Source organism: Shewanella litoralis, from assembly GCF_009828585.1.
Classification (GTDB): Bacteria; Pseudomonadota; Gammaproteobacteria; order Enterobacterales; family Shewanellaceae; genus Shewanella; species Shewanella litoralis.
Genome location: NZ_WSRZ01000010.1, coordinates 94,347 through 107,338, shown reverse-complemented (window position 1 = coordinate 107,338; position 12,992 = coordinate 94,347). Strand labels below are relative to the sequence as shown.

At 42.4% G+C, this 12,992-nt stretch carries 12 protein-coding genes; 8 read left to right on the top strand and 4 right to left on the bottom strand.

Annotated elements, in window-relative coordinates; genetic code table 11:
• Positions 1-15 precede the first annotated feature (15 nt).
• Positions 16-1,137 (bottom strand): dual-specificity RNA methyltransferase RlmN, encoded by a 1,122-nt coding sequence (gene rlmN / locus GQA99_RS10005; protein ID WP_160053744.1) that lies wholly within the window; start codon positions 1,135-1,137, stop codon positions 16-18.
• A 438-nt stretch (positions 1,138-1,575) separates the two neighbouring features.
• On the opposite strand from rlmN, the gene GQA99_RS10000 reads away from it, so the two are divergent.
• From GQA99_RS10000 to GQA99_RS09985, 4 genes are all read left to right on the top strand, one after another.
• Positions 1,576-2,634: a CNNM domain-containing protein gene (locus GQA99_RS10000; protein WP_160053743.1), complete on the top strand. Its 1,059-nt coding sequence runs from the start codon at positions 1,576-1,578 to the stop codon at positions 2,632-2,634.
• Between the two features lie 129 nt (positions 2,635-2,763).
• Entirely contained in the window at positions 2,764-4,500 is a 1,737-nt protein-coding gene (locus GQA99_RS09995; protein ID WP_160053742.1) for a bifunctional metallophosphatase/5'-nucleotidase, read from the top strand.
• A 169-nt stretch (positions 4,501-4,669) separates the two neighbouring features.
• Complete coding sequence (locus GQA99_RS09990; protein WP_160053741.1) at positions 4,670-4,972, top strand: NrfJ; 303 nt, start codon at positions 4,670-4,672, stop codon at positions 4,970-4,972.
• A 57-nt stretch (positions 4,973-5,029) separates the two neighbouring features.
• Positions 5,030-5,536 carry a GNAT family N-acetyltransferase gene (locus GQA99_RS09985; protein ID WP_160053740.1) on the top strand — a complete coding sequence of 169 codons (507 nt, stop codon included), beginning with the start codon at positions 5,030-5,032 and terminating at the stop codon, positions 5,534-5,536.
• Positions 5,537-5,633: 97 nt separating this feature from the next.
• Here GQA99_RS09985 and GQA99_RS09980 read toward each other — a convergent pair whose 3' ends face one another.
• Positions 5,634-5,846, bottom strand: a complete 213-nt coding sequence (locus GQA99_RS09980) for a DUF3820 family protein (RefSeq protein WP_041413444.1) — start codon at positions 5,844-5,846, stop codon at positions 5,634-5,636.
• A 449-nt stretch (positions 5,847-6,295) separates the two neighbouring features.
• On the opposite strand from GQA99_RS09980, the gene GQA99_RS09975 reads away from it, so the two are divergent.
• From GQA99_RS09975 to GQA99_RS09960, 4 genes are all read left to right on the top strand, one after another.
• Entirely contained in the window at positions 6,296-7,042 is a 747-nt protein-coding gene (locus GQA99_RS09975) for an AAA family ATPase (RefSeq protein ID WP_160053739.1), read from the top strand.
• Positions 7,002-7,415, top strand: coding sequence for a hypothetical protein (locus GQA99_RS09970; protein WP_160053738.1), 414 nt, complete (start codon positions 7,002-7,004; stop codon positions 7,413-7,415). Before GQA99_RS09975 ends, GQA99_RS09970 begins: the two co-directional genes overlap by 41 nt.
• A gap of 268 nt (positions 7,416-7,683) precedes the next feature.
• Positions 7,684-8,508, top strand: coding sequence for a M90 family metallopeptidase (locus tag GQA99_RS09965; protein WP_160053737.1), 825 nt, complete (start codon positions 7,684-7,686; stop codon positions 8,506-8,508).
• Positions 8,509-8,562: 54 nt separating this feature from the next.
• Positions 8,563-9,168 (top strand): nuclear transport factor 2 family protein, encoded by a 606-nt coding sequence (locus GQA99_RS09960; RefSeq protein WP_160053736.1) that lies wholly within the window; start codon positions 8,563-8,565, stop codon positions 9,166-9,168.
• Positions 9,169-9,239: 71 nt separating this feature from the next.
• On the opposite strand, the gene GQA99_RS09955 is transcribed toward GQA99_RS09960, so the two are convergent.
• Positions 9,240-10,703 (bottom strand): HDOD domain-containing protein, encoded by a 1,464-nt coding sequence (locus GQA99_RS09955; RefSeq protein ID WP_373291418.1) that lies wholly within the window; start codon positions 10,701-10,703, stop codon positions 9,240-9,242.
• A gap of 541 nt (positions 10,704-11,244) precedes the next feature.
• Positions 11,245-12,894 carry a malate synthase A gene (aceB, locus tag GQA99_RS09950; protein ID WP_160053735.1) on the bottom strand — a complete coding sequence of 550 codons (1,650 nt, stop codon included), beginning with the start codon at positions 12,892-12,894 and terminating at the stop codon, positions 11,245-11,247.
• Between the last annotated feature and the right edge of the window lie 98 nt (positions 12,895-12,992).

Sequence of the window (12,992 nt, the reverse complement as noted above, 5' to 3'; positions counted from 1 at the left end):
TATGCAAACAAAGAGTTAATCCATTGTGACTGAAATCTGGTTTTGTTGCATTTGTTTTTTTGCTAAACGCTTTGTTCTATCACGAATATCACCGGCTAATTGACCACATGCAGCGTCAATATCATCACCACGTGTTTTACGTACAATGACCGTTAAACCGTATTCCATCAACACTTTAGAGAAGCGATCGATACGCGAATTCGATGAACGCCCGTAAGGTGAACCTGGGTAAGGATTAAACGGGATTAAATTAATTTTACATGGCGTGTCTTTCATTAACTTAGCCAGTTCATGTGCTTGGTCAGTGCTGTCGTTGATATGGTCTAGCATCACATACTCAACGGTTACACGGCCACGGTTTGCATTCGATTTTGCTAAGTAGCGGCGAATACCGGCTAAGAATTCTTGTAAAGGATATTTTTTGTTTACAGGCACAAGTACATCACGCAGCTCATCATTTGGCGCATGAATACTCACAGCTAATGCCACATCAATCGCATCACCAAGTTTATCAAGCGCAGGCACAACACCAGACGTCGATAAGGTTACACGACGTTTTGATAAGCTAAAACCAAAGTCATCTAACATGATATCCATTGCAGGAATAACGTTAGCAAGGTTAAGCAAAGGCTCGCCCATGCCCATCATCACAACGTTAGAGATTGGACGGTCACCGGTGTCTTTATGGAAACCTAAAAACTGCGAAACACGCCAAACTTGACCGACAATTTCAGACACGGTGAGGTTACGGTTAAAGCCTTGTTGAGCCGTTGAGCAGAAAGTACATTCTAATGCGCAACCCACTTGAGATGACACGCACAAGGTGGCGCGGTCTTCTTCAGGAATATAGACAGTTTCAACTTCTTGGCCCTGGCCAACGTTAATGGCAAATTTAATGGTGCCATCATTCGATTTTTGAAAACTTGAAATTTCTGGTGCAACAATTTCACACTTGGCGGCAAGTTTACCTCGCAACACCTTGTTAATGTTGTTCATTTCTTCAAAGTCGCTGACACCAAAGTGATAAATCCACTTCATTAATTGATCGGCACGGAATGGTTTTTCACCCATTTCGCTGAACAACGCTCGCAGTCCTTTACGATCAAGATCTAATAAATTGATTTTTTTTACACTCATCTGCCTAACCTCAAAACACCAAAACCTGTAACAGGGCGGCAAATTATACAGGTAGCATGGCCTTTTAGCCAGTATATCTATACCCAAACAACCTGAAGATGCTCGATTTCAGTAAGAGTTTACACGCGTTTAGGCAAGGCATTGATTGCGGTGAATGGTTATTCCCTTTCCAAATCAGCTAAATTAACAAAAACCGCAGCTTAAACCCGTGTAAAATTTGCCCTTTGGGAGTTTCGGGTTGAGTGGGTAAAATTAACTTTTACGGGTTTAAGCGATGATATTGCACCTTAACATCGTCAAGCCGGCTGTCGCCGTGTTAACCGCGTTAATGTCGCAACATAAAATACCCTTAATATATTCAGATTATATTAACCTAGCTTGTGATATCCTCTCGTTCGGCCATGTGGCCTGCCATGAGGAAGTATTTACTTTCCCTGTATGATAACCCTTCTGTTTATCGTTATTTTTGCTATATCCATTTCGTTTTTATGTAGTGTATTTGAATCCGTGCTGTTGTCGGTTACGCCAAGCTATATTGCTAACCTCAAAGAGCATAATCCGCACGCTGCCGCTAGACTGCACAAACAAAAGCAGAATATCGACTCACCTTTAGTGTCGATTTTGACCCTTAATACGATTTCTCACACTATGGGCGCTTCTGTTGCCGGAGCACAAGCTGCGATTGTATTTGGCAGTGAGATGCTAGGTGTTTTCTCTGCGGTATTAACCTTCTTAATTTTATTTTTGTCTGAAATTATTCCTAAAATTATTGGCGCTAATCATTGGCGTAAGCTAGCACCAATGGTGTCGGTATGTCTTTACTGGATGGAAAGGCTAACCTTGCCGTTAATATGGCTGTCGCAAAAAGTGACCGGCTTTTTAGGTAAAGGTGACAACAATCTTTACATGCGCCAGGAATTGAGCGCCATGAACCAGTTGGCAAAAGACAGCGGCGAATTAAGCGAACAAGAATCGCAAATTTTAACGCAAATGCTGTCTATGAAAGATATGTCTGTCACGCATATTATGACACCGCGTACGGTTATTTTTAAATTACCGACAACCATGACCAATGAGCAATTTATTGCCGAGCATTTAAGTAGTCCTTTTACACGTTTTCCGGTGTATCAAGATGACCGCGACAACGTGATTGGTTACGTCAACCGTAACGACATTATTTTGCAGGCCAGCTTATCGCCACAAACAGCCATCGGCGACTATGTTAAAAGCCTATTAGTATTACAATCGTCGGTAAGTGTTTTACCGTTGTTTCAAACCATGATTAAACGCAACAGTAAAATGGCTTTGGTGGTAGATGAATATGGTTCAAGCGAAGGGATTGTGACCATTGAAGATATTATCGAAACCTTAATAGGTTTAGAGATTGTTGACTCAAAAGACATTGCCCCTGATATGCAAGCACTGGCTCGTAAATTGTGGCAGCGACGCATAAAGAGCAAAGGTTTAGTGATTTACGGCGAAACCGAAACCAGTTAATCACCTTAAACGTAAATATTGACCTCACCTATGAACAGTAAATGGGTGAGGTTTTGTCATAAAGGCACTCTGCGGGTGACATTATTCCATCCAATACGTTAAGATATTGGCATTACACAGAGGGAACTAATGCAAAAATCTTATCGTTTATCCATCGCTCATATCAACGACACGCATTCTAACTTTGAACCCAGTCCAGTCCAGTTCACCTTAATAGCCAATCAACAATCCTATAAATTGAAAGGGCATTCTGGTGGTTATGCACGCTTGGGATTTCAAATCGATCAAGCAAGGCAGCAGGCAGCCTCTGAGCAATGCCCATTTTTGTTTTTACACGGTGGCGATAGTTTTCAAGGGACCTTGTACTTTCGCGAATTCCAGGGTGCGGCCAATGCTCACCTTCTGAACTTACTCAAACCCGATGCCATGGTATTGGGTAACCATGAAATTGATGCCGGTAACAGTCCAGTACAAGCATTCTTAAATCGTATCGACTTTCCAGTTTTGGCTGGCAACATGGATTTAAGCCATGAAGACAGACTCAAAGTCGGCAGACTATACGGTCATCCAATGTTGTATGATTTTGATGACAGCAGTGAAACCGCCAAAGTGTTAATTAAGCCTTTTCATGACACTAAAATGGCCATTATCGGCATTACGTTAGACCAAATGCGCTTAATTGCCAGACCAGATCCCGACACTCATTTTGTTAATGCCATTGATACCACGCGTGCAACCATTGCCCGCCTAACACGCCAAGGTATTAAGCATATTATTGTGTTAAGCCATTTAGGTTTAGATCAAGACCGCGAGCTAGCTGAACATGTCGACGGTATAAGCCTTATCATTGGCGGCCACTCTCATACGTTACAAGGCAGCATGAGTGACATTGGCTTAAGTGATATTCCTTATGCCGAAACCATCAATGCCACGCCCATTTTACATGCGGGCAAGTATGCAGAAACGCTTGGACTCGCCGATATCGTATTTGACCAACATGGCCAAGTCACAAATCTTGTTGGCAACAATTATTTCATGCTCGATAACAATATCAATGTGACACAAGCTGACGGCAAAGCAGCAAGCAGCGCCCTAAGCGAGCAACTCATTGAGCAGTTATTTGCTCATCCAAGTATAAAAGACGCGCAACATGACGAGCAAATACACCAAGTTATCCACACTCAATATCGGCCAGCATTAGATGCCTTAGAAAACCAGATATTGGCGCACATTCCCCGCGACTTTGTCCACACTCGCTTACCGAGCAAGCATTTACCTCACGGCAGTGAAATAGCCCCATGGGTCAGTCGTAGTATGTACAAAGCGGCTAAATTGATTGAACCCAATATTGATTTTGCATTACATAATGCCGGTGGCGTAAGGCAATCGTTAAACAAGGGGCAATTGTCGCTTGCTGATGTGGTTGGCCGAATCTTACCTTTTGAGTTGCCATTAACCCTATACCAAATCATGGGCAAATATGTCATTGAAGCATTAGAATCATCAATTAACAGCGCAACCAATAACGGCATCATGGGCACCGGCGCCGGAAGCTTCCCCTACCCTTATGGGCTGCGTTATTTTTATGATGGCAAACAAATTAAAGGCCAGCGTATTACCCAAGTTGAAATTTATAAGCAAGATGCCTGGCAACCACTTGAGGCAAACAAACTGTATATTGGCGTGTCTAGTGCTTATACCGCTGCAGGAAAAGAAGGTTATGACGCCCTGTTGCATGCTCATTGGCAACAACCTATTGAGCATCAAACCTTGCCAGAAGCCTTTATTGATTTTGTCAGTCAACATGGACATTTAATTGAAGGAAAGCTGTTTGCCAATGTTCACTATATTAGCCACCGCGAATAACCGCGGCATGCCTCCCTGGCATAGGCGGTATAAATACACTGAAAAATGTCCTACTTGAAAACAGACAGCGATAATTGGGGTTAGATCACAGACCCCAATCAGCTTAAATGCTTAAATGCTGAAGTAATCCCTTGCGGACCTCTTCTAAATCGTATGACAGGACATTAATATGAAAGCTAAATTGATCGCATTTGCTGCCGCTGCCACCCTAGCATTAGGAATTTCATCTGTTTGGGCACAAGGTGCATTACATCAGGGAGAAGTGCTCGACACCATGAATGGTGGTGGTTACACCTATGTTCAAATTAAAGAAGCAGACAAAACTTACTGGGCAGCGGGTCCACAAACCCAAGTCAGCAAAGGTGATACCGTTGAAGTATCTGAACAAATGTGGATGACCGATTTTGCCAGTTCAAGCCTGAACAGAACCTTCGATAAAATCATGTTTGTTGGCAATATCAGCAAAAAATAGTTCTTTTACGCGCTAAAAAATACCATAATTGGCCAATCTTTCGGATTGGTCTTTTTTATGGAAAATACACACACACTGCCCTATAAAATTATTGATTTTTCTGCACAGCATGCGGATAAAATCAGTCAGTTATATCATACAGCAGTGCAACATATTCACCATCCTCGCTACCCACAAGCCAAATTAAATGCCTGGTCATCTGCACCGCGTTCGAGAAAGTTTTGGCAATTAAGGTATAAGCGAAATCGCGCATGGTTAGCCGTTAACGATCAGCAAGAGGTCCTCGGATTTATTAGTGTTGAAACTCACTTTAGCCAACGAGGTTACATCGACTGCTTATATGTTACGCCGACAAGCCAGCACCAGGGCATCGCTCGTGCATTGTATAAAACATTAGTGCGCTGGGCACAGCAACAGCAGTATTCTCATTTGAGTGTCGACGCGTCATATTTATCGAAAACATTGTTTGAAACAAATGGCTTTGTACTTAAACAAGTCAGTTATCAGCAAAAATGCGGCCAAACGTTTACCGGCTTTTACATGCAAAAACGATTAATAGACTAGATACTCGGGTGGACTTCGTCCTGCTAGGGTCGCTGCGCTGCTAAGGTTTTATAGCATGTAGCATTATAGCCTCTAGGATTTTTCGTTTATTCGCTTGTCAGCGCTTTAACAGGGGTTGCAACATCTCTTCTAGGCCATTGAGTTTCACTTCATACATTAATGCTAATTGCTCGCCTAGTTTGCCTTCAGGAAAACCTTTGGAATGAAACCACACTAAATAAGGCTCAGGCAATTGTAGCAACTTTCTTCCCGCGTATTTACCAAAAGGCATGGTCTGATTTATCGCTTCGAGTAATTGTTGCTCGTTCATAATTCGGGTTCCAAACACAGTTAACATTTGCGCAAATTATATCACGCCGTTTTTTAAAATAAGTGGAATTATAGCTCGCACCCACTTATATCAATTTGAAATAAATAAAGCCATTAAGTAACGTAAAATGCATATAACGCTTAACGATAGGCAAATTTAACCACCTGCAAAAGCTGACAACTAAAGACTCAAGATGCACAACCTCGCCTTAAGTGTTTATGCCATTTAACTTTTTAGCAACATTGACGCATACAACTTATTACCGTCAACTTTTTGCCATTTGTGGTATTTGTGTCAATAAAACATCTCGATGACTTTTATAAAAAACCGTCAAAAATCAGCTAATTGACGTAACCATCTTCAGACCATAAAGTAATGCTAAGCATTAAATTTGGCCATAGTTTACTCTTACTCATTTAGGGTATGGCTCAATGAAGAGGACGGTTTCGATGATCATTTTAGTCGGCGGAGAAAAAGGCGGTAGCGGTAAAAGCTGTCTTGCACAAAACATTGCCGTGTTTCTAACAACAGAAGCTCAGGCCAGTGTCATTATGGTGGACTGCGATCCACAGCGCACCACATCTGACTGGATCCAGGCACGAAACAATAACCCAGACTTAGCAACCATTAATTGTGTGCAACTGTATGGCAAAATTCGTAATGACTTACTCAGTTTAGAGCAACACTACGACTATGTGATTGTCGATTGTGGCGGTCAAGACAACCTCGCATTACGCGCATCCATGTCAGTTGCATCACATGTGCTCATGCCATTAAGACCAAAGCGCCGCGATTTAAAAACCGTCAGCCACATGGACGACATCGTTTCGACTTGTTTAATGATCAACCCTAAAATGCACGCATCGTTTGTGATTACTCAATGCCCTAGTTTACCCAATCAAGCCAATCGTATTACCGAGGCTAAAGATGTCTGCCGCACATACGATATCAATGTACTCGACGCCGTTAATTACAGCAGAAATATTTATGACGACAGCGAAGAATCTGGACTATCAGTATTTGAACTTGAACCGAAAGGCAAAGCCACTGAAGAAATGCGCAGCATCGCTTGTGAGCTGTTAGGCATAACCGATGCAAAACAACTGATCGAACAACGCAACAATGTGTCTAACGTAACGACATTGGGAGGACAGTATGGGACTCGCCGATCTCAAGAAAAACGCTTCGTTATGTAAAGCTGAGCGCCCTATTGCAGTATCAATTGATGACTTTATTGCTGCAGCAGACTTATATGCAGCGGGTAAATCAACGCCGTCAATTAGTTCAGCCAAAGGCCAGACACATAACGAAGTACTTGAACCAACAAATGTGGTTGATTTTTTACAACGTAAATACCCTAATCAACCGCAACCATTAGTTAAAGCAAGTAGTGGCAGCAAACCATTTAAGCGCTGTACATACACGTTAAGCGAATCGGCAATCGATCAACTCACGCAACTTAGCCAACAAGGCAATATTGCTAAATCAAAGTTGATCAGGCAATTAATCAATCACTATTTTTCACTCACGCCCGAGCAACAAAAACGTATTGACGCTAACTTAGGTTAATTAGCACTCAAATCTATCCCCACCCTTTTGCTGGCAACAAGTATCAAGACGATAGTTGTTTGCCAGTTCTTTTATATTCATCATCGAACTGCCGTTAGCACGCAACGCCTCACAAACGTTGATAAAAGCTGTACGCAAAAAACATAAATAATGTTCTAAATCAAGATTTAAACAACAGCCTAAACAGCTGCAATTAATTGGTAAACTTGAATTTAACGCTAACCTCCCCCATACATAGACTATGTAAAAATATTCTTAGGTAAACTTTATGGTTGCGATTGTCTTTGTCGTGTTAATAGCAGTATTGGCAATAGCCTGGATTGGCAGTAGCCGTTGGCGTAAACAACGCCAACGTCAGCACATTACTGCTCAGCCGTTCCCGACTGCATGGCGCGCAATACTTAAAGCACGGTTTCCATACTTTAAAGCCATGCCAACCGATTTACAGTTACAACTCAAAAAGCACATTCAAGTGTTTATCGCTGAAAAGCAATTTGTCGGTTGCAGTGGTTTTATTATCAATGACGAAGTTAAAGTCACCATTGCCGCTCAAGCCTGCTTACTGCTGCTCAACCGCCAAACAGATTACTACCCCAAATTAAAACAGATTCTGGTATACCCAGCAGCATTTATTGTTGAACAAAACCGCACAGACATTGCAGGGGTTCAGTCAAGCCAACGTAATGTATTGTTAGGAGAATCCTGGGAGTATGGCAAAGTCGTATTATCGTGGCATAGCACTCTTGAAGGTGCTGCCGATCCCTTTGATGGCAGCAATGTTGTGATCCATGAGTTTGCCCATCAACTTGACCAGGAAGACGGCACAGCTAATGGGGCTCCGCCATTAACTGACATTACCGCTTACCGTTCTTGGTCACAAACGCTAGGCGAAGAATTTAAGCAACTTCAGCATTGCGCAGCGCACCATAAACCGTCATTATTTAATTATTATGGCGCAACCAATCCGGCAGAATTTTTTGCGGTTATAAGCGAAACCTTTTTTGAACGTCCTGCGGATTTTTACCAACAACACCAAAAACTATACCAAGAGTTGAGTCAGTTTTATCACCTAGACCCAATCCATTGGCACTGACGCAGAACGACATGAAATCACAGCGAAAATGTCATTAATTACGTAAGGGACACTATGCAATCAATTATTCACCGACTTGGCTTTATCGCCATGTTAGTCACTACCGCAGCAGCTTTTGACTTACACGCAACTGAAGCAAATGAATTAGCACCAGATCACACGCAAACAGAACCGAAAAAGACTTCGGTGAGTCAGCAGGTAAGCTCTGAAAGCCAGGCCGTAATTAAAGATCTCAACAATGTAGCAGATGTTGAAGATAGCCAGGGCTTGTCGGAAGAAGACCGTCAAGAGGTTAGCGCGCTATTAAACAAACTGCATGAAAGTGCCGCTGCAGCCGATTGGAGTACTTATTTCAGTTTATATCACCCACAAGCGGTATTTATTGGTACTGATGATTCAGAGCGTTGGAATATGGTCGAATTTGAACGTTATGCAAAGCCAACAAAAGGCTGGCACTACGAACTTCAATCTCGACACTTGTTACAAATAGACGACACTATTTTATTTGACGAGCAACTGTTTAGCCCAGCTTATGGCGTAAGCCGTGGCACTGGCGCATTAGTACATACCGAACAAGGTTGGAAAATCGCCCAATACCATTTAAGTTTTCCTATTCCTAATGAAAAAGCAAAACGTATCACCAGCTTGATTATGCAGTAATGGTAATCGAGTGAATAAAAAAAGAGATGGCCCATGGACCATCTCTTTTTTTATGCTTCCACGCTTTAGGGCTAACTCATCGATACGGCGAAACACACGTTAGCGAGCTGGCAAAAATGGGTAAAGCTGTCATTGTCTTGTGGCTCAAAATGGCGAGCCGTACCGTGTCTGTCAGCATAAAACAACCCAAGCACTTTATTACCAATGGCTAACGGGGCAATCAAAAAGCCAAACGATGATAATTTCTCTACAAGGGCATCATCAACTTGCACTATACAGTCTTGCGATGAAGGCGCATTAACCCAAATACTGCGTTTTTGTTCAATACATTGGCTAAACACCGATTGAGAGTCATTGAGTTCAATCACAAACCCGTGTTTAAGCATTTCTGCATCGTCCCCTAACATTACCCTAGGTTGCAGTAATTTGCGGCTAGGCGATAACAATAACACGCCACATCGATCAACCCCGACGCCAGTAAGAATACCTTCCAGCGCGGTTTGCATAATTTGGTTAAAATCAGTTTTAACCACGGCATACTGAGTTAACTGGCGTAACTTACTGAGTTGGTATCCTTGATCGGCTTGCCTAACAATGGCCACGGCAACAGGTGTTTCTATACTCGCAGCCACACGGCTCGGCTCAGGTAAATATGACACAATAGCGTTAGCGCCATATTCAATCGCCAGTTTATGAGTCATTTCGTTACAATGAATGACCTTTTTGGTCATTTCCTCAATGCTCACATCTAACATTTCAGCCGCTTGAGTTAATCTTTTTTGTAATTCTTTGGGATCTGAAGTATTTTTCGACAAAATTTCAGCTAATTTATCAGCCAAAAATATACAGCGTATTTCTGGCATTCGCTCATCTGGCTGAGCCAGGGATTTTAACAACACGTCCCCTAAGCCCCAACTTCTGGCAATACCTTGAGTCAGCTGAATAAAAGAGGTACCTAACTCAGCTCGAATGGCTGAGTTTTGATCAATCTTGTTATCTATCAACGCTAATTTACGATCAAGGTTGTCGGTAATATCACCGCCCATACTCCAAAAAGCACTTTCCCCTATTCGATATAGTAACGAGGCAATAAACACTTCTTCGCGTAACGATTCACCGCGGTCACTCATCATCATCCGCGCTAACATCGCAGCTTGAAATGATTGCGCCATCAACTTTAACAAACGTTGATATACACCTTCAGATAAGTGCTTGTTTTCTAATAGACTCGTGAGAAGTTTTGCGGTTATACAAATATTGCGGATAGTATCAAAACCCAGCACAACGGCAGCGCGGCTGACTGTAGATACCTGGTTAATGCCTTTATTATAAATCGCACTGTTAGCCACCCGTAAAATACGTGAGGTTAAGGCGTTATCATGCATAACACTGCGACCGAGCAACGCCAATGAAGACACATCGTCTTTAGCCAGTTTCTCTAAATCACGAACGGTTGAGCATAATGCGGGCATTTCTTGATCACTAATCCGTTTAGTCCAGTAATCTGCCCCTTTGGGTTGAATGGTGGGTTTCAATATTTAACCTAAATGCAACAAAACTTAAATTGAGTATACTCAATTTTGCTCAACAAACGCGTACTGTTTCAGCTTTATTGGACTCATCTCTAAAAAATGGCCATCATTTCACGTTAAAAGTTTATTTTATATACTCTTTAAGAATATAAATCAAAAAAAACGGCTCATCAGAGCCGCAATCACAAATTTGTGGTTGGGAAAGCTTACGGGTAGGAAGTACCCAAACAGTTAGAATCTACAACTAAGCGTTTGCTTATGATCCAACCGACTGGATAAAAATCCCGTGCGACCTGTAGGTGAGCCGCACGGGGTTACAACAGCCACAAAGTGGCTAAACTGTAAAACGGTAAAACTTAACAGTGCTCTTCTTCAGTTAAGCCTGTTAACGCCGTTACTGAAAACTTGCCGACCTGAATACAGGTAATAACTTGGTCAAAGTAACCTGCAATCACTTCTTGCAGATGCGATACAAATGTATTTATTGTTGACGAGTTAATTGTGTCGTCATGGTATGACCCCTTCCTGAGTAAATAAGCCGTCTTTACGCAGTTAACAGTTCGTAACCAGGTAAAGTTAAAAAGTCGACTAACTCATCTGAGGTAGTAATTTGTTCAAATAACGCAGCCGCTTGAGTAAATTGCCCCGCATTAAATCGTTCACTGCCGAGCTCTTTTTTCACATTGGCGGTTTCTTGTTTCAGCATCTCTTTAAATAAATCTTTGGTCACCAACTTACCGTTTGATAAACTTTTTTGGTGCTTTATCCATTGCCATATAGACGTTCTTGAAATCTCAGCTGTCGCGGCATCTTCCATCAGGCCATAAATTGGCACACAGCCGTTGCCTTGGATCCACGCTTCGATATACTGCAGCGCTATACGAATGTTTAAACGCATACCCTCTTCAGTGCGCTCACCAGCGCAGGGTTCTAATAACTCGCTGGCTAAAATAGGTGCGTCTACATCGCGAGTGATGTGTAACTGATTGGTTCTATCGCCGCCGATATAATCATTAAAAACCTTCATTGCAGTGTCAGCTAAACCAGGATGCGCAACCCAGGTGCCGTCATGGCCATTACGCGCTTCTAACTCTTTATCACCGCGTACTTTTTGCAACACTTTGGCATTAGTGTCTTCATCCTTTGCAGGAATAAAAGCCGCCATGCCTCCCATGGCTAATGCGCCACGCTTATGGCAGGTTTTGATGAGTAAGCGTGAATAGGCACTTAAAAATTTAGTGTCCATGGTCACAGCTTGACGATCGGGTAATACTCGATCTGGATAATTTTTTAATGTTTTGATATAGCTAAAGATATAGTCCCAACGACCACAGTTAAGTGCAACGATGTTTGAGCGAAGCTCATATAAAATCTCTTCCATCTCAAACACTGCAGGTAACGTTTCAATTAAGCAGGTACATTTAATCGTGCCAGGCTTTAAGCAGAAACGCTCTTCAACAAAGGCAAAAACCTTTGCCCACCAACGCGCTTCAATATGGCTTTCTAACTTAGGTATATAAAAGTAAGGGCCAGAGTTTTTGGCTAATAGCTGGCGATAGTTGTGATAAAAATACATCGCAAAATCAACCAGACCACCAGGCACAGGAACACCTTTATAAAGCACATGTTTTTCAATTAAATGCAAACCACGTACACGAGCAATTAACACCGCCGGATCGGGGTTAAGTGAATACTGCTTACCCGTTTCTGGTGCGGTAAATGAGATATCGCCATTAACCGCATCGCGAAGGTTAATTTGACCTTCAACCACTTTTTGCCAGCTAGGTGCTAGTGAGTCTTCAAAATCTGCCATAAACACTTTTACATTAGCGTTTAGTGCATTAATGATCATCTTGCGGTCAACAGGGCCAGTGATTTCAACTCTACGGTCAGTTAAATCGTCTGGAATGCCGCGGATGGTCCAATCACCATAACGAATAGCACGGGTCTCAGGGAGAAAGTCTGGTAACTCACCATTATCAATGCGCACTTGTTTTTGCTTACGCTTCATTAATAGCTCTGGCACTTCAGCAGCAAACTTTGCACACAACGAGTTTAAAAAAGCCACAGCACCTGAGTTAAAAACATCTTGCTGACCGTCTATTACAGGGCCAACAATTGTAATGTCGGTGGCGGCTAAGTCATCTGTTGATGTGGTCTTACTGTATTGAGCTACCAATTGCTCTGCCGTCATATAGGCTCCCTAAGTGCTGCATTGTTTTGTTTGCTATGACTCACCAGTAACGCCATTTGTGTTTCAACTTAAGCGCCCCCTTGGTCTGTTACCCATTT